At 72.4% G+C, this 17096-nt stretch carries 17 protein-coding genes and 1 rRNA gene; 5 read left to right on the top strand and 13 right to left on the bottom strand.

Features of this window, described 5'->3' with window-relative positions:
* Positions 1-35: 35 nt before the first annotated feature.
* The gene (locus tag ACTG9Q_RS18535; RefSeq protein ID WP_455574068.1) at positions 36-563 is read right to left on the bottom strand and encodes a M48 family metallopeptidase; all 528 of its coding nucleotides are present in this window, start codon (positions 561-563) and stop codon (positions 36-38) included.
* Between the two features lie 111 nt (positions 564-674).
* Here ACTG9Q_RS18535 and ACTG9Q_RS18530 point away from each other — a divergent pair, with 111 nt between their 5' ends.
* A complete protein-coding gene (locus ACTG9Q_RS18530; protein WP_455574067.1) occupies positions 675-1688 on the top strand; it encodes a hypothetical protein in 1014 nt (337 codons plus the stop codon).
* Positions 1689-1852: 164 nt separating this feature from the next.
* Positions 1853-3163: an ABC1 kinase family protein gene (locus tag ACTG9Q_RS18525; protein WP_455574415.1), complete on the top strand. Its 1311-nt coding sequence runs from the start codon at positions 1853-1855 to the stop codon at positions 3161-3163.
* Positions 3164-3166: 3 nt separating this feature from the next.
* Here ACTG9Q_RS18525 and ACTG9Q_RS18520 read toward each other — a convergent pair whose 3' ends face one another.
* The 7 genes from ACTG9Q_RS18520 to ACTG9Q_RS18490 all read right to left on the bottom strand — a co-directional run bounded on the left by ACTG9Q_RS18520 (position 3167) and on the right by ACTG9Q_RS18490 (position 8264).
* Positions 3167-3346, bottom strand: a complete 180-nt coding sequence (locus tag ACTG9Q_RS18520; protein ID WP_455574066.1) for a hypothetical protein — start codon at positions 3344-3346, stop codon at positions 3167-3169.
* Entirely contained in the window at positions 3343-4209 is an 867-nt protein-coding gene (locus tag ACTG9Q_RS18515; protein ID WP_455574065.1) for a class I SAM-dependent methyltransferase, read from the bottom strand. The genes ACTG9Q_RS18520 and ACTG9Q_RS18515 overlap by 4 nt, the downstream gene beginning before the upstream one ends.
* Positions 4210-4225: 16 nt before the next feature.
* A complete protein-coding gene (locus tag ACTG9Q_RS18510; protein WP_455574064.1) occupies positions 4226-4954 on the bottom strand; it encodes a DUF742 domain-containing protein in 729 nt (242 codons plus the stop codon).
* 172 nt (positions 4955-5126) lie between these two features.
* Complete coding sequence (locus ACTG9Q_RS18505; RefSeq protein ID WP_455574063.1) at positions 5127-5345, bottom strand: hypothetical protein; 219 nt, start codon at positions 5343-5345, stop codon at positions 5127-5129.
* Positions 5342-5731: a WhiB family transcriptional regulator gene (locus ACTG9Q_RS18500; RefSeq protein WP_455574062.1), complete on the bottom strand. Its 390-nt coding sequence runs from the start codon at positions 5729-5731 to the stop codon at positions 5342-5344. The genes ACTG9Q_RS18505 and ACTG9Q_RS18500 overlap by 4 nt, the downstream gene beginning before the upstream one ends.
* 100 nt (positions 5732-5831) lie before the next feature.
* The gene (locus ACTG9Q_RS18495; protein WP_455574061.1) at positions 5832-6050 is read right to left on the bottom strand and encodes a hypothetical protein; all 219 of its coding nucleotides are present in this window, start codon (positions 6048-6050) and stop codon (positions 5832-5834) included.
* A 117-nt stretch (positions 6051-6167) separates the two neighbouring features.
* Complete coding sequence (locus ACTG9Q_RS18490; RefSeq protein ID WP_455574060.1) at positions 6168-8264, bottom strand: ATP-dependent DNA helicase UvrD2; 2097 nt, start codon at positions 8262-8264, stop codon at positions 6168-6170.
* 62 nt (positions 8265-8326) lie between these two features.
* Between ACTG9Q_RS18490 and ACTG9Q_RS18485 the strand changes: the two genes are divergently transcribed.
* On the top strand, positions 8327-9055 hold the full coding sequence (locus ACTG9Q_RS18485) for a DUF4191 domain-containing protein (RefSeq protein WP_455574059.1): 729 nt from the start codon (positions 8327-8329) through the stop codon (positions 9053-9055).
* Here the strand turns inward: ACTG9Q_RS18485 and ACTG9Q_RS18480 are convergent.
* Entirely contained in the window at positions 9052-9534 is a 483-nt protein-coding gene (locus tag ACTG9Q_RS18480) for an RDD family protein (protein ID WP_455574058.1), read from the bottom strand. The genes ACTG9Q_RS18485 and ACTG9Q_RS18480 overlap by 4 nt on opposite strands.
* Before the next feature lie 185 nt (positions 9535-9719).
* On the opposite strand from ACTG9Q_RS18480, the gene glnA reads away from it, so the two are divergent.
* Positions 9720-11144, top strand: a complete 1425-nt coding sequence (gene glnA, locus ACTG9Q_RS18475) for a type I glutamate--ammonia ligase (protein WP_455574057.1) — start codon at positions 9720-9722, stop codon at positions 11142-11144.
* A gap of 249 nt (positions 11145-11393) precedes the next feature.
* Positions 11394-12473: a DUF1611 domain-containing protein gene (locus ACTG9Q_RS18470; protein WP_455574056.1), complete on the top strand. Its 1080-nt coding sequence runs from the start codon at positions 11394-11396 to the stop codon at positions 12471-12473.
* 26 nt (positions 12474-12499) lie between these two features.
* Here ACTG9Q_RS18470 and ACTG9Q_RS18465 read toward each other — a convergent pair whose 3' ends face one another.
* The 4 genes from ACTG9Q_RS18465 to rrf form a co-directional block, all read right to left on the bottom strand.
* Positions 12500-12913, bottom strand: coding sequence for an acyl-CoA thioesterase (locus ACTG9Q_RS18465; RefSeq protein ID WP_455574055.1), 414 nt, complete (start codon positions 12911-12913; stop codon positions 12500-12502).
* Between the two features lie 56 nt (positions 12914-12969).
* On the bottom strand, positions 12970-15954 hold the full coding sequence (locus ACTG9Q_RS18460) for a bifunctional [glutamine synthetase] adenylyltransferase/[glutamine synthetase]-adenylyl-L-tyrosine phosphorylase (RefSeq protein WP_455574054.1): 2985 nt from the start codon (positions 15952-15954) through the stop codon (positions 12970-12972).
* Between the two features lie 5 nt (positions 15955-15959).
* Positions 15960-16700: a type 1 glutamine amidotransferase gene (locus ACTG9Q_RS18455; protein ID WP_455574053.1), complete on the bottom strand. Its 741-nt coding sequence runs from the start codon at positions 16698-16700 to the stop codon at positions 15960-15962.
* Positions 16701-16803: 103 nt separating this feature from the next.
* Positions 16804-16920: ribosomal RNA gene (gene rrf / locus ACTG9Q_RS18450) — 5S ribosomal RNA — on the bottom strand.
* Positions 16921-17096 lie beyond the last annotated feature (176 nt).

Below are 17096 nucleotides of genomic sequence, written 5' to 3'. Positions count from 1 at the left end.
GCTGCACGATCCGGAGGGCAACGAGTTCTGCTTCGTCAGTCCTCCGTGAGGCCCCAGCCCGCGGCGGCGGAGAGCCCTTCGAGGTAGCCTACGGCCCGGTCGGTGCGCGGGTACTGGCGCACCAGCGCCCAGAACTCGGGACCGTGGCCCGGTTCCAGCAGGTGCGCGAGCTCGTGCACGAGCACGTAGTCGAGCACCCAGGTCGGCACCTGCCGCAGCCGCTCGCTGATGCGGATGGTGCGGTCCATGGGCGTGCAGGAGGCCCAGCGGGTCCGCATGGGCGGCACCCACCGCACCGACGCGGGCTCGCACTGGCCGCCGAAGTACTTCACCGACAGCTCCTGGCAGCGGGTCAGGAGCCCGGCGTCCGACGTGCGCGCGGGCGGGCGCGCCGGGGCCTCGCTGCGCAGCAGCCTGCGCTGCATCTCGGCGACCCAGTGGGCCTCCTCTTTCTTGGACAGTCGGGCAGGGATCTGGACGATCAAGGTGTCACCGTCTCGATACGCGGTGACGGTGCGGGTGCGACGTTTGCTCCTGCGCACCTCGACGCGGGGTTCGGCCACGGGACAACGGTAAGGGCAGGCACCGACATCGCGGGAGCGCCTTGGGGCACCGAACTCGCCGCCTGTGGACAACTCGCTCGCCCGTTCGGCGGAATCGGGCACCGTGGGGTCATGACCACCACGACGACACCCGTCCCGTCCCGCCTGCGCCCCGGCCTGCCGGTGCTGCGCCGGAGCCGCACCGAGATCCAGATCGGCATCGATCCCGGCCACGCCGCCGTCCTCGGCCTCCCCGAATCGGTGCCCGAATCAGTGATGGACGCCACCATCCGCCTGCTGCGAGGCGAAACCACCCACCCGGGCGAGCGCGCCCGCCTCGATGCGGTGATCAAGCCCCTGGCGGAGAGCGGGCTGCTCGAAGACGCCCGCGCCGCCCCGACACCTCCCCACCTGACGGCCGACTCCACCGCGGGCGCCCTGCGCGGCACCCTGAGCACGGTGCCCGTGCGGGCCCGCTCGGTCGTCGCCGTCCACGGCGCGGGGCGCCTGGCGGTGTCGCTGGCCTGCCTGCTGGCCGCAGCCGGGGTGGGCCATGTGCACGTCTCCACCACCGGCACGGTCACCCCCGAGGACACCGGCACCGGTCTGCTGCCCACCGACGTCGGCGCCCCGCGCTCCACCGCGATCCAGGCGGCGATCCGCCGCGTGGACCAGAAGGTGCGCACCCACTCGCCCTCCGCGTCCCCCGACCTGGTGTTGCTGACCGACGCCTACGTGCCCGACCGCGCCATCACCGCCGAGCTCGTCAACCGCCGCGTGCCGCATCTCCCGGTGCGCAGCCGTCCCGGCGTGGGCGTGATCGGCCCCCTGGTCGTGCCCACGTTGAGCAGCTGCCTGCACTGCGCGGACCTGTGGCGCGCGGCCAAGGACGCCTGCTGGCCCCGGATCTCGGCCCAGCTGGCGGGCAGAGCGCAGCAGTGCGACCTGGCCACCGCCCAGGCGACCGCGGGCCTGGCGGCCGCCCAGGTCCTGGCCATCCTGGGCTGGCTGCACGCCCCGGCCGACCAACCGGTCCCGACCTGGAACACGGCCCTGGAACTGGACTCGATCACCGGTTCCCTCGTCTACCGCCCCTGGGACCCCCACCCCTCCTGCCGCTGCTCGGCCGCCGCCGCGGCGGGCTGACCGGCGACAACCCACGGGAAGGAGCGGCCGCGACCAAGCGCACCCACAACTGAACCAGCCCATGACCAGCAGGGGCGTGCAGGTTCCTGTCGGTGTCCTGGGCATCACTCGTCAACTGGCTGCGTGGCGGGGGGTGCGCGAGGGACAATCGACTTGTGACCGAAATGCCACGCAAGACCGTCGCGCGCACGGCACGGCTCGCCAGCATCCCGCTCGGGGTGGCGGGCCGGGCGGTCGGCGGCTGGGGGAAGCGGCTGGCCGGACAGAGCGCCGACAAGGTCAGCGCGGAGCTGTCGGCGCGGACGGCCGAGCAGGTGTTCGCCGTCCTCGGGCAGCTCAAGGGCGGGGCGATGAAGTTCGGCCAGGCGCTGTCGGTGTTCGAGGCCGCGGTGCCCGACGAGCTGGCCGAGCCCTACCGCGAGGCGCTGACCCGCCTGCAGTCGGCCGCCCCGCCGATGACCGCGCCGACCATGCACCGGGTGCTGGCCCAGCAGCTCGGCGGCGGCTGGCGCAAGCGGTTCGGCGAGTTCGACGACGAGCCCGCCGCCGCGGCCAGCATCGGCCAGGTGCACCGCGCGGTGTGGCACGACGGGCGCGAGGTGGCCGTCAAGGTGCAGTACCCGGGCGCCGACGAGGCGCTGCTGTCGGACCTGCGCCAGCTCCAGCGGTTCAGCAAGCTGTTCCAGCCGCTGGTGCCGGGCATGGAGATCAAGCCGCTGCTGCGCGAGCTGTCCGACCGGATGGTCGAGGAGCTGGACTACCGCGCCGAGGCCGAGAACCAGCGCACCTTCGCCCGCGCCTTCGCAGGCGACGAGCGCGTCCTCGTGCCGAGGGTGGTGGCCAGCGCGCCCAAGGTCACGGTCACCGAGTGGGTGACCGGCACGCCCCTGTCCCACATCATCCGGGAGGGTGACCGCGCGGAGCGCGACGCCGCGGGCGAGCTGCTGTGCGAGTTCCACTTCTCCTCGCCCGCGCGGGTAGGGCTGCTGCACTCGGACCCGCACCCCGGCAACTTCATGGTCACCGCGGACCGCAGGCTCTGCGTGATCGACTTCGGCGCGGTGGCGCGGCTGCCCGAGGGCCTGCCCCGGCCGCTGGGCGTGATGACCCGGCTGTCGATCGAGGGCCGCTCAGCCGACCTGCTCCAGCTGATGCGCGACGAGGGCTTCGTCCGCTCCGGCATGGAACTCGACGCCGAGGACGTGCTGGCCTACCTGGCCCCGTTCGCCGAGCCCGCCGCGGTGGAGACCTTCCACTTCAGCCGCCGGTGGATGCAGCGCCAGGCCGAGCGGGTCGGCGACCTGCGCGGCCAGGACTTCAAGACCGGCCGCTCGCTGAACCTGCCGCCGCAGTACCTGCTGATCCAGCGGGTCACCGCGGGCGCGACGGGCATCCTGTGCCAGCTCGACGCCCGCTTCGCGATGCGCCCGATCATCTCCCGCTGGCAGCCCGGCTTCGCCGACGGGGCCGGCTGAGGCTTACCACCACTCGGCGGGCAGCTTGCCCTCGATGTCGCGCAGGTGCTCCCGCGCGCAGGGCGGGCACAGCCAGCGCTCGCCCCGCTCGTCGGTCTCGCGGACCCAGGACAGCGCCGTGAGCGGGTCCGCGTCCGCGCGGGACCGGGAACAGCGGTCGCACCGCGGCGGCGCCTGGGTCACACCGAGCCCAGGTAGACCGTCGAGGCGTTGAGGACGAACACGTCGTCGCGGGCGCCGACCCAGTCGGGCCCGTCGGCGTCGAGCAGCCGGGCGACGGCGGCGCGGTCGGACTCCGAGAGCCACTCCTCGCCGATCCCGGCCATCCAGGCGAGCCAGTCGGCCACGGACTCCCGCACCTCGGCCGACGCGGGCGCGGGCAGGTCGACCAGGAAGCTGAAGGCCCGCACGTCCCACAGACCGCACTCGATGAGGACCGTGTTCCACCCGACCGGGGTGCGCCGCACGCCCTCGATGCCCGCCCGCATCCGGGCGAACCACTCGGCCCGGGCGGCGTGCAGGCGGTCCTGCAGACCGGGCTCGCCGACGCCGAGGTCCCACGGCAGGCACCGGCTCGCGAGTCCGCCCTCGGCCAGGGCGAGCGTGCCGCCGGGACGCAGGAGCCGGACCAGCCGGGCCACGCCCGCGCGCTCGTCGGGCAGGTGGTGCATGACGTTGGAGGCCCACACCAGGTCCCCGGCGGGCACGGCGTCGACGATGCCGTCGTCGGCGGCGTCGAACTCCACCGGGACCGCCTCCACCTTGTCCCCGGCCACCGCCCGCACCGCCTCGACCGCCGCGGCCTGCAGCTCGGGCACCGCGTCGACCAGCACCACCCGGCCGCCGTCGCGCGCGGCCAGCGCCGCGGCGAACGCGGCGGCCATCCCACCGGAGCCCGAACCGACGTCGACCACCGTCGCCCCGGCGGGCAGGGGATCGACGAGCCGGTGCGCGACCAGGGCGTTGACCTCGGCCTCCAGTGCGTCGGTGCGCCGCATCGCGGTCAGCCGCCGGGTCCAGTCGATGCCGTCGTGGGTGTGTGCCATGGGCTGAAAATAGCGCTCAGAGCCTGCGGAGTCCCGTGAGCACCCTGGTCATCATCGCCAGGTCGGGCGCCTGGCCCACGACCCGGTGGACCTCGATCGCCCCGGAGTCGGCGAGGTCGGCGATGAGCACCCTGGCCACGCCGAGCGGCACCGACATCAGCGCGGCGACCTCGGCGACCGAGCGCGGGGTCAGGCACAGCTCGACGATGGCGCGCAGCTCCCACGAGGGCTGCGCGCTGAGGTGCTCGGTGCGCACGAGCGCCTCGACCGCCAAGTCGCGGTTGGCCTTGGTGCGCCCACCGGTCCACGCGTACGGCCGCACCAGCGCGTGCGACTCCGGCCGGGCCAGCCAGTCGACGTACTCCTCGGTCCAGTGGTCGTCGCCCGGTTCGGCCGGGGTGTCCAGCTCGCTGAAGTCGGCGGTCCCGTCGGCGCTCCACCATTGCTCGGTGGGCTCGTCGCCACGCTCCTGCTCGGCGGCGGGCGACTCGGTGGCGGGCAGCTCGGTGGCGGGCGGTTCGGCCCCACGCAATGGCGGCGCGGCCTTGTCCGGTTTGCGCTTCTTGCGGGCCGCGCCCCCGAAGCGGGCGCCGGTCATGCCGACCGGGGAGTCCGCCGCGGGCGCGTCGGGCGGGTCGGGCTCGCCGTCGTCGGCCAGGCGCCACTGGCCGCGTGGGCCGAAGCGGGCCCCGGTGCGGCCCACTTCCGGGATGTCGCGCGCGCGGTGGGTATTGCGGGCGGTCACAGGCTTCTGTACCAACGTCAGCCCCAAGGCTCCGTCTGACAGGGCGCCTCACCGTAGCGCCGCAACCATCTACCGCGGTGTCATGTGTGTTTCCATCTCGTTTCTCCACCCGAACGGCGGATGCCCCGCCACCGGTGCGGTGGCGGGGCGTCCAGTCCGGTTCGCCCGGGACTCAGGGGGCGACAGCGGCGTTCGCGGCGCGGCGGGCCGCCCAGTGCGAGACCCGTTGCCAACGGCGGGCTCGGAGCAGGCCGCGGACGAGGCGGTGCTTGCGCGCCGCCTGCTCCGCCTCCCGCATTCGGGATCTGGCGAGATGTTCGTAGATCAGCATTTGCGTGCTTCCCTCAGGGGTGTAGTCGTCCAGTTTCGGGGCGGTGATCTGCGGGTTCATGCGGCAACCTCGGTTCGGGAACGGGTGGCGCGCTCGGCGGCGTCGCGGGCGGCGTCCTCCTTGCGCGGACGGCCACGGGGCCGCTTGCGCGGGATGACCACGCCGCGCTCGAAGATCTCGCCGCCCCAGACGCCCCACGGCTCGTGCCGGGCCAGGGCCGCGCTCAAGCACGCGGCGCGGACCGGGCAGTCCTCGCAGAGGGCCTTGGCGCGCTCGAGCTCGGTCGGCGCGTCGGCGAACCACAGGTCGGGGTTGTCAGAAGACCGGCAGGGCAGGTCGAGACCTGCGTGCGGAGCCGCGTCCAGCAGCTCGCTCACTCCGGTGCTGGGAGCGTCCAGCAGGTCGGAGAGAACTCCGTCGGTGCACGGAGCAGTGGCGGTTGACATGAGATGTCGCTCCAGGTCGAAGGATTTGGGCAAAGAAAAAGGCCGCGGATTCCGGTATCGGAGTCCGCGGCCTCGGGAGCCAGGGTGAGTTGACGTGGCGTCAAGTCACCCGTCCCAAGGAAGCGGACGGGATGGTGGCGAAATCGGTGCGCGCGACGCGCTGCCAGGCAGCCGGAAGCGGAGTGGCCATGGCGGACACGCGGATACGGCGTCCCTGGACGTGCTTCGGGCAGACCCCAGCCCCAGAACCAAGTGCACCCGTGGGCAGCACGAGGTAGCCGGTGCTCACCGCAAAGTCGATGTTCACCACGATGGCCACCTCCTCACGCGCTGTCGTTGGGCAGAAACTCCCGGGCAGTTCGATCCCGGTGATTGCAGGTTATTGGTGTCGCAGCAGACGGTGCAACCGATTTTCCAGAACTTCGTGTGACGACCGTCACACCCATTCGGCCGAGTCCTCACCGGAGACCAGGGACAGCACCTCGGCGCCGAATCTCTCCAGTTTCGACGCCCCGATACCGGAAATCGCCACGAGCGCGGCCCGGTCCACCGGACGTTGTTCGGCGATGGCCGTCAGCGTGGCATCAGTGAAGATGACGAACGCGGGCACCTTCAGCGCGCGCGAGCGCTCATGGCGCCACTCACGCAAACGATCGAGCAACGGCCCGTCCACCTCACCGGGACAGTCCGCGCACCGGCCCAGCTTGACGGCCAGCGTGCCGACCAGCCGCCCCTGGCACACCCGGCAGAACCGCTCGGCGAACTGCGGCCGCGTCACCTCGCGCTGACGGGCCACGGGCAGGCGGGCGGCCGGGTGGCTGTCGGGGACCAGCCCGTACAGGAACCGGCTGCGCCTGCGATAGCGCCCGCCACCCGGGGTCCGCGCCAGCGACCACGACAGCGACAGGTGCTCACGCGCGCGGGTCACCCCGACATAAAGCAGCCGACGCTCTTCTTCCACCGCGGCGGGGTCGCCATCGGCGTGCTGGATGGGCAAGGTCCCCTCGACCAGCCCCACGAGGAACACCGCGTCCCACTCCAGCCCCTTGGCCGCGTGCAGCGACGCCAGCGTGACACCCTCGACCGCGGGCGGGTGCTGGGCCTGCGCGCGCATCTCCAACTCCTGGCAGAAGCGCCGCAGGTCGGCCTCGGACACCGCCCCCGCCAACTCCTCGGCCAGTTCCACCAGCGCCAGCAGCGACTCCCAGCGCTCCCGCGCCGACCCGCCCGAAGGCGGCTCCGCGCTCAGGCCCACCGGCTCCAGCACCGCGCGGACCTGCGCGGGCAGGTCACCAGCGGGCGGGCGGAGCGCCGCGGTCCGCAGCGCGGCGACCGCCTGCCGGATCTCCTGGCGCGCGAAGAACCGCTCACCCCCGCGCACCAGGTACGGGATGCCCACCTCGGCCAGCGCCTGCTCGTAGACCTCCGACTGGGCGTTGATCCGGAACAGCACGGCGATCTCGCGCAGCGGCGTGCCCGCCTCGACCAGCTCCTTGACGCGCGCGACCACCGCCGCGGCCTCGGCGGGCTCGTCGTCGAACTCGGCGAAGACCGGCTCCGGCCCGCCCGGGCGCTGCCCGACCAGCCGCAGCCGCGAGCCCGCAGGCCGGTCCTTCGCGGCGTCGATCACCCGGTTGGCCAGCGACACCACCTGCGGGGTGGACCGGTAGTCGCGCTCCAGCCGCACGACGGTGGCGTCGGGGTAGCGGCGGCTGAAGTCCAGCAGCGGACGCGGCGACGCGCCCGCGAAGGAGTAGATGGTCTGGTTGGCGTCGCCGACCACCGTGATGTCGTCGCGCCTGCCCAGCCACGCGTCCAGGACGCGCTGCTGCAACGGCGTGACGTCCTGGTACTCGTCCACGACGAAACACCGGTACCGGTCCCGAAACTCCTCGGCCACCGCCGAGTGCTCCTCCAGCGCCGCCGCCGTGTGCAGCAGGAGGTCGTCGAAGTCCAGCACCCGCGCCCGGTTCTTGAGCGCCTCGTACCCGGTGTACACCGAGGCCACCAGCTCGGCGGCGACCGGCGGCGAGCGGTGCGCCCTGAGCACCGCCGCCGGGTAGTCCTCGGGCGCGATCAGCGACGCCTTCGCCCACTCGATCTCGGCCGCGAGGTCGCGCAGCGTCTCCCGCTCGGTCGCCGCTCCCGCGCGGTGGGCCGCCTGGCTTATCAAACGCAGCTTGCCGTCGATGAGTTCCCACGGCTCGTCGCCGACCACCCTCGGCCAGAAGTACCGCAACTGCCGCCGCGCCGCCGAGTGGAAGGTGCGGGCCTGCGCGGCGTCGATGCCCATGGCCCGCAGCCGGGTCCGCAGCTCCCCCGCCGCCCGGGCCGTGAACGTGACGGCCAGCACCTGACCTGCGGAGACGTGCCCGTCGTGCACCAGCGCGGCGATCCGGCTGACGATCGTCCTGGTCTTGCCCGTCCCGGCCCCGGCGAGCACGCACACCGGCCCGCGCGGCGCCCGCACCGCGGCCAGCTGCTCCGGGTCGAGCCCGGCGATCGCGTCCTGGGGTCCCCTCGCGCCGGCCATGCGCTGCATCTTGACAGAGCGCACCGCTTCCCCGTGGGAGCACGCCCCGTATCCTGGTGAACATGGCAGCTAAGCAGGACAAGGCGGCCGCGAAGGAAGCCAAGAAGGCGCGCAAGGCCGCGTCCAAGGCCAAGCGCGGGCAGATCTTCCAGGCGTTCAAGATGCAGCGCAAGGAAGACAAGGGGCTCATCCCCTGGATGCTGGGCAGCTTCCTGCTGGTCGTCGCGGTGGTCTTCGGCATCGGGTGGCTACTGGACGTCCAGTGGTTCGTGCTCCCGGTGGGCATCGCCTTCGGCCTGCTCGCCGCGGTGATCGTGTTCGGCCGCCGCGTGCAGAAGACCGTCTACGGCAAGGCCGAGGGCCAGCCGGGGGCGGCGGCGTGGGCGCTGGAGAACATGCGCGGCCGTTGGCGCGTCACCCCGACCGTCGCGGGCACCACCCAGCTCGACGCCGTGCACCGGGTGATCGGCCGTCCCGGCGTCATCCTGGTCGCCGAGGGCTCGCCGCACCGGGTCAAGGGCCTGCTCGGCCAGGAGAAGAAGCGCATCTCGCGGCTGATCGGCGACACCCCGATCTACGACGTCATCGTCGGCAACGACGAGGGCCAGGTCCCGCTCAAGGGCCTGCAGCGCCACCTGATGAAGCTGCCGAACAACCTGCGCCCGAACGACATCGACTCCGTGGAGAAGCGCCTGGCCGCACTGGCCAACCGCGGCGCCGCCATCCCCAAGGGCCCCATGCCGCAGGGCGTGAAGATGCGCAGCGTCCAGCGCAGCATCCGCCGCCGCTAGCGGACCCGCAGCTCGATCGTCCCGGTCAGCCGGTCGTGGAAGCCGCGCCCGTCGCGGTCCCAGATGGCGGCCGGGATGATCAGTCCGGCCAGGACCGCCCTCGGCAGCGCGCGCAGCGGGCCGACCACGCCGCCGCCGTCCATCCGGATCACGCGCACGCCCATCAGCGCCTTGCCCGGGGTGAAGCCCGCCACCGCGACCCCGACGACGGTCACCAGCAGCCACACGCCGACCGCGAAGAGGTTGAACGTCCACAGCGACGCCGGGTCGTCGAAGTCGCGGTCGACGAACAGCGAGGTCACCAGGGACGCCAGCACCAGGTCGACCAGGAACGCCACCAGCCGCGCGCCGGTGCCCGCGACCGAGCCGCGCCCGCGCTCGGGCAGCCCGAGGCGGTCACCGCGCCAGCGCGGCTCGCCGTCGCCGGGCTCCAGCGCCGCCCCCGCCCCGGACAGCCACGTCCCACTCCATCTGCTCACCCCACCAGCGTAGGACGACATGCCGCGCGTGCCCGGCACTGGCATGCTTCGGTCGAATCCGGCTGTCGTTAACACCGCCGAAACACCGGGGTGACTGCTGGGCAACACCGCCCTCATAGCGTCCTCACGCAGAGCGGGGAAGCCAGCCTGCGGTACGTGGTGCAAGGAGTAAGGAGCCAACCAGCGTGTTCAACTCTTCCGACGAGGTCCTGCGCTTCATCGCCGACGAGGATGTGAAGTTCGTCGACGTCCGGTTCTGCGACCTTCCCGGCGTCATGCAGCACTTCACGGTCCCGGCCTCGGCCTTCGACGAGGACGCCTTCACCGAGGGCCTCGCCTTCGACGGCTCCTCGGTGCGCGGCTTCCAGTCGATCCACGAGTCGGACATGCTGCTGCTGCCCGACCCCTACACCGCGCGCCTCGACCCGTTCCGCATCGAGAAGACGCTGATCCTCAACTTCTTCGTGCACGACCCGTTCACCCGCGAGGCCTACAGCCGCGACCCGCGCAACATCGCGCGCAAGGCGGAGCTGTACATCGCCGAGTCCGGCATCGCCGACACCGCGTACTTCGGTCCCGAGGCGGAGTTCTACACCTTCGACTCCGTGCGCTTCGACTACACCGAGAACGGCTCGTTCCACGAGATCGACTCCGTCGAGGGCTGGTGGAACACCGGCGCCGAGGAGAACGGCAACAACAAGGGCTACAAGACCCGCTTCAAGGGCGGCTACTTCCCGGTCCCGCCGGTCGACCACTTCGCCGACCTGCGCGACAAGATGGTGCTGAACCTCGCCGCCTCCGGCTTCACCGTCGAGCGCGCCCACCACGAGGTCGGCACCGCGGGCCAGGCCGAGATCAACTACCGGTTCAACACCCTGCTGCACGCCGCCGACGACCTGCAGCTGTTCAAGTACATCATCAAGAACACCGCGTGGCAGGAGAACCTGTCCGCCACCTTCATGCCGAAGCCCCTCTTCGGCGACAACGGCTCGGGCATGCACTGCCACCAGTCGCTGTGGAAGGACGGCGTGCCGCTGTTCCACGACGAGTCCGGCTACGCGGGCCTGTCCGACATGGCCCGCCACTACATCGGCGGCCTGCTCGCGCACGCCCCGAGCCTGCTGGCCTTCACCAACCCGACGGTGAACTCCTACCACCGCCTGGTCCCCGGCTACGAGGCCCCGGTCAGCCTGGTCTACTCCCAGCGCAACCGCTCGGCCTGCGTGCGCATCCCGATCACCGGCAACAACGCCAAGGCCAAGCGCGTCGAGTTCCGCTGCCCGGACTCCTCCGGCAACCCGTACCTGGCGTTCGCGGCGATGGTGATGGCGGGCCTGGACGGCGTGAAGAACAAGATCGAGCCCCCGGCCCCGATCGACAAGGACCTCTACGAGCTGCCCCCCGAGGAGGCCAAGGAGGTCGCGCAGGTCCCGGCGTCGCTGGACCAGGTCCTCGACGCCCTCGAGGCCGACCACGACTACCTGCTCGAAGGCGGCGTGTTCACCCCCGACGTGATCGAGACCTGGGTGGCGTTCAAGCGCGAGCACGAGATCGACCCGCTGCGCCTGCGCCCGCACCCCTACGAGTTCGGCCTGTACTACGACGTCTGATCCAGCCCGACCACTGATCCAGCCCGACCACGGGGCGGTGACCGAGGGGAAACCCGGTCGCCGCCCCGTTTCACGTCCCCGAACGGGTGGTTCGCCTGGTCCCTGACCAGGGTCGCGGGACTGTTTCCCGAACCGATACCGCCGGTGGGATTCCCTTGGCAGCGCTGAAGGTCGTACGCTCCCGCGCACACCAGTCCGTCCGGCTCTCGCCACGGGCGATCTCTTCCCAGCGATCATCGAGGACCCGCCATGTTCGCCTCCCTGGACCCAGCGCGCCTAGCCCGGCTCAAGCCCGCCTACGCGGTGCGCAATCTCGATCGGGACACCTCGCTCACCCTCGTCCACCAAGCCGATCACCAGCCGACCCACGGCGACATCGTGCTCGCGGAGATCACCAAGGTGGGCTACCACCAGCTGCTGGAGCTGACCGACGGCCGCAAAGCGCGGCTGTACGTCGGCGACGAGGTCCTGGTGGCCTACGGCGCCCGCTACGCCCCCGACCACTTCGAGGCCGAGCTGCCCGACGACCTCGGCGCTTGCGACCTGGTCGCGGCGGGCGGCGTGCTGGGCAAGGTCCGCAGCCGCAACGCCGCGGTCTCGGCCCCCACGACGGTGCGGCCGCTGGGCTTGGTCGGCGACGCCACCGGCCGGGTGATCAACGTGTCGGACCTCGCGCTCGGCACGCCGGTGCCCGCGCTGCGGATGCCGCCGACGCTCGTCGTGGTCGGCACATCGATGAACTCGGGCAAGACGACCACTGTCGCCTCCCTCGTGCACGGCCTGTCCCGGGCCGGGCTGCGGGTCGGCGCGGCGAAGGTCACGGGCACGGCGGCGGGCGGGGACCCGTGGCTCTTCCGCGACTCCGGCGCCGTGGCGGTGCTGGACTTCACCGACGCGGGCATGGCCACGACGTTCCGCATCCCGCTGGACCGCCTGATCAGCGGCGCGCAGCTGCTGCACGGGCACCTGATGGCCCGCGGCGTGGACGTGATCGTGCTGGAGATCGCCGACGGCCTGCTCCAGCCGGAGACCGCGCAGCTGCTGGACCGCCCGGAGATCCGGCGGCTGACCAGCGGCGTGCTGTTCGCCGCCGCGGACTCCTCCGGAGCGCTCTACGGCGTGCAGCGCCTGCAGGCCGCAGGCCACCCGGTGCTCGCGGTGAGCGGCCTGCTCACCACCTCGCCGCTGGCGATCCGCGAGGCACAGGCGGGCCTGGACGTCCCCGTCTACGGCCCCACGGACCTGCAGTCCCCCGCGCTCGCCGGGGAGCTGCTGCGCCGGGCGACCGCCGAGGTGCGCGTCGACGAGGTCGGCGAGGTGCTGGCCTAGGCCGTGTTTCCGATGTGGAGCACGGCCTAGTCCAGGCGGGACAGGTCGAACCCGTGCGCGGCCAGGGTCGCGCGCGGGTCGGCGACGAGCTTGCGCAGGTCGAGGTCCATGACCCCGATGACGCAGGTGATCTCGGCGGAGACGGTGCCGTCGAGCTTGGTGATCGTGGAGTCGGCGCGGAAGGTCTTGCCCGCGCCGAACTTCACCTCGCACGTCACGTCCACCACGTCCCCGGCGCGCAGCTCGCGGCGGAAGTCGATGGTGGACGACAGCAGCACCGGGGCCGTCCGCGCCTCGATCAGGTCGAACCAGTGGCACCCCGCCGCGGAGAACCCCTCGACCCGGGCGATCTCGGCGTACTGGTGGTACACCGCGTGGTTGAGGTGTCCCAGGCTGTCCAGCTCATAGCTGCGCACGGGGATTCGGATACTCCAGCCCATGCCCGCACTCTATGTCGCCGAACCCGACCGGGCGTCGGTCCGTGACGCGCTCCACTTCAGTCCCCGTAGAACAGCCGCTCCACCACGCCACGGGCCCGGCGCGTGGTCCGCAGGTACGAGTCCACGAACGCGCCGGGGTCGCCCCCCGGGTGCCCCACCGCGGCGGCGGTCGCCGCCAACTCCCGGCCGGACTTCGGCAGCTGGTCGGTCTGCTTGCCCCGCACCAGCGTCGCCGCGTTGCGCACCCGGGTGGCCAGCAGCCACGACTCGCGCAGCGCCTGGGCGTCGGCGGCGTCGACCAGGCCCTCGTCCACCGCGGCGCGCAAGCCGTCCAGTGTGGAGGTCGTGCGCAGCGCCGGGTGGGCGTGGGCGTACCGCAGCTGCATCAGCTGCATGGTCCACTCGACGTCGGCCAGCCCGCCCCGGCCGAGCTTGGTGTGCGTGGTCGGGTCGGCCCCACGGGGCAGCCGCTCGGTGTCCACCCGGGCCTTGATCCGCCGGATCTCCCTGATCTGGGCGGCGTCGAGCCCGTTGGCGGGGTAGCGCACCGGGTCGATCATCTCGATGAAGCGCGCGCCGAGTTCGGCGTCCCCTGCGATCGGGGTCGCCCGCAACAGCGCCTGCGCCTCCCAGATCTCCCCCCACTGCGCGTAGTAGGCGCGATAGGACTCCAGGGTGCGCACGATCGGCCCGTTCTTGCCTTCCGGGCGCAGGTCGACGTCGACGTGCAGCGGCGGGTCGCCGCTGGGCGAGCCCAGCAGCCTGCGCAGGCTCTGCGCCACCCGACCCGCGTACCGCAGGGCGTCCTGCTCGGAGACGCCGGGCGCGGGCTCGCACACGAAGATCACGTCCGCGTCCGAGCTGTAGCCCAGCTCGGCGCCGCCGAGCCTGCCCATGCCGATGACCGCGATGCGCGCCAGGTGGCCCCCGTCGGCCGCCGCCTCCGCCCGGTCCACGGCGGCCAGCGCCGCCTGCAACACCGCCGCCCACACACTCGACAGCGCCGCGCACACGGCCTCGACCTCCAGGAACCCCAGGAGGTCGCCGCACGCCACCCGCAGCACCTCGTGCCTGCGCAGCGACCGCGCCGCCGCGACGGCGTTGCCGAGGTACCCGTGCCGCTTGACGGCGCTGCGCAGCGACGCCGCCACTTCCTCCGGGTCGCGGTGGGCCAGCTCCCGGGGGTCGGCCAGCAGCCGCAGCACTTCCGGCGCGCGGACTATCAAATCGGGCACGAGCTTGGACGTGCCGAGCAGCGTGGCCAGCCGCTCGACGACGGCGCCCTCGTCGCGCAGCACCCGCAGGTACCAGGGCGTCGCCGCCAACGCCTCGGACACCTTGCGGTAGGCCAGCAGCCCGCCGTCCGGATCGGGTGTGCCGCCGAGGAGGTCGAGCAGAACGGGCAGCAGCGCGGTCTGGATCGACGCCCGACGCGAGACGCCCGCGGTGAGCGCCTTGATGTGCTGCAGCGCCCCCTCGGACGAGGCGTAGCCGAGCGCGGTGAGCCGGGCCTGCGCCTGCCCCTCGGTCAGCCGCAGCGCGTCGGTCGGCACCCGCGAAACCGCGGCGAGCAGCGGCCGGTAGAACAGCTTCTCGTGCAGCCTCCGGATGTGGTTGCCCTGCTTGCGGAACTCCGCCTGCAGCGCCTGGGCCGCCGAGCGCCCGCCTTCCGGTCCGATGCCCATCGCCCGCGCCATCCTGCGCAGCTCGACGGTGTCCTCCTCGGCCGGGAACAGGTGGGTGCGCCGCAGCCGCTGCAGTTGCAGGCGGTGCTCCAGGGTCCGCATGAACCGGTAGGAGTCGTTCAGCTCCGCGGCGTCGGTGCGGCCGACGTAACCGCCCGCGCCGAGCGCGGCCAGGGCGTCCACCGTGGACCTGAGCCGCAGCTCCTCGTCGGCGCGGCCGTGCACCAGTTGCAGCAGCTGCACGGCGAACTCGACATCGCGCAGCCCGCCCCGGCCGAGCTTGAGGTCGCGCTCGATCAGCTCGGAGGGCACGTGCTTCTCCACCCGCCTGCGCATCTCCTGCACGTCGGCGACGAAGTTCTCCCGGTCGGCCGCGGACCAGACCATCGGCCCCACGGCGTCGAGGTACTCGGCGCCCAACTCGGCGTCCCCGGCGACCGGGCGGGCCTTGAGCAGCGCCTGGAACTCCCAGGTGCGCGCCCAGCGCTTGTAGTAGGAGACGTGGCCGTCCACGGTGCGCACCAGGGCTCCGGCCTTGCCTTCCGGGCGCAGCGCCGCGTCGACCTCGAAGCAGGCCTCCCCCGCGACCCGCATCATCGCGCTGGCGACCCGGGTGGCCAGCGCGAGGTCGCCCTCCGCGACGAAGACGACGTCGACGTCGCTGACGTAGTTGAGCTCGTGGCCCCCGCACTTGCCCATCGCGATGACCGCCAGCCGCGCGGGCTCCTGGCCCTCCTGCTCGGCCCGCGCCACCGCGAGCGCGGCCCGCAGCGCGGCCTCGGCCAGTTCGGTGAGCTGCCCAGTGATCTTCACGTAGTCGGCGGCGGGCACGGTCGGCTCGACCACGTGCCCGAGGTCGTCGCCCGCGACTTCCCCCAGCAGAGCGCGATAGGCGAACCGCAACGCCCGCACGGCTTCTCGTCCGGTCAACCGCGCCACGGGGCCCTGTTCACCGGCTTCCTCCGCGCCGACGGCGGCGAGCAGGGCGTCGGCGTAGCTGTGGACAGGGGTGCGGCCGGTGAACCGGGGCCAGTCGCTCGGGTTGGCGGCGAGGTGGTCGGCCAGCGCCGTGGACGAGCCCAGGACCGCCACCAGCCGCCCGCGCATCTGCCGGTCCTCGGCCAGCGCCGCCCGCAGGCCGGGCCAGCCCTCCGGATCGGCTTCGCGGATGCGGTCAAGGCTGCGCAGGGCGAGATCGGGGTCCGGGCTGCGGGACAGCGCGGCCAGGATGGCCTCGTACTCCGGCAGCGGACCCGTGTCGCCCCAGATTCCGGCGGCCCGCAACTCGCGCTCGGCGCGGTCGCCGGTCAGCCCGAAGCGGGCCGTGGACGGGACGGAGCGGGCGGGATCGGTCATCGTGATCAGATCATCGGCAGAGTGGGGCGGGCCGTTTCCGCGGGCGCGAGGTCGCCGCGGGCCAGCGCGACGAACCGGGCGACGAACGGGCGCCAGGACGCCTCGACGTCGGCGTGCAGCTCGGCCAGTCGCTCGGGCTCCAGTTCGCCGGGGCGCGCCTGCGCGGCGAGGTCCGGGTAGGCGGCCGCCCAGCCGAGCACAGTCTCCGGCGTGGTCTCGATGTGGAACTGCAGCCCGTAGGCGGCGCGGCCCACCCGGAACGCCTGGTTGGCGTACCGCGTCCCCGCGGCGAGCAGGACCGCCGAGGCGGGCAGCCGGGTGACGGCGTCGGAGTGGAACTGCACGACGTCGGGCATGAGCGGCATCTCGGCGAACAGGGGGTCGGTCCACCCGAGATCGCGTTTGGCCACCAGGCCCCCGCCGACCTCCGGGCCCTGCTCACCCACCTCGACCCGGCCACCGGCGGCCACGGCGAGCAGCTGCGCGCCCAGGCAGATCGCGAGGACCGGGGTGCCCGCGGTGACACACCGGGACAGCAGCATCCGGACGTCGGCCAGCCAGGGGACGTTGTCATTGGCGCCCATGGCCCCGCCGAGGCACACGACGGCGGTGTGCTCGCCAAGGTCCACCGGTTCGCGGTCGGGCCGGACGACGTGCGGCTGCGCTCCCGCGTCGATCAGCCAGTCGGCGAGCCTGCCCGGCGGATCGGCGTCATCGAGCTGCAGGACGAGGGTGCGTACGGTCACAGGTCGAGGATATTCGCGTTGACGCAACGAACAAAGGCGGGGTGTTCTCGCAGTGACCTGATTTCTCAGGTTCCTGCGAGAACACCCCGCCTTTGGTAAAGAAGTCCGGCGGTGTCCTACTCTCCCACACCCTCACGAGTGCAGTACCATCGGCGCTGATGGGCTTAGCTTCCGGGTTCGGAATGGGACCGGGCGTTTCCCCACCGCTAAAACCACCGAAACACTATGAAACAATAACCAGCAACCCACACCCACACACCAGGACAAAGCCCATGGGTGGGGGTGGGGGGTGGTTGGTGTCTCAGACACCGCACAGTGGATGCGTAGCATGTTTGTGGCAAGCCCTCGGCCTATTAGTACCGGTCAACTCCACACCTCACGGTGCTTCCATCTCCG

The organism is Actinokineospora lacus, assembly GCF_053813445.1.
The sequence above is the reverse complement of the archived record's forward strand: the minus strand, read 5'-3'. Positions and strand labels throughout refer to the sequence as shown.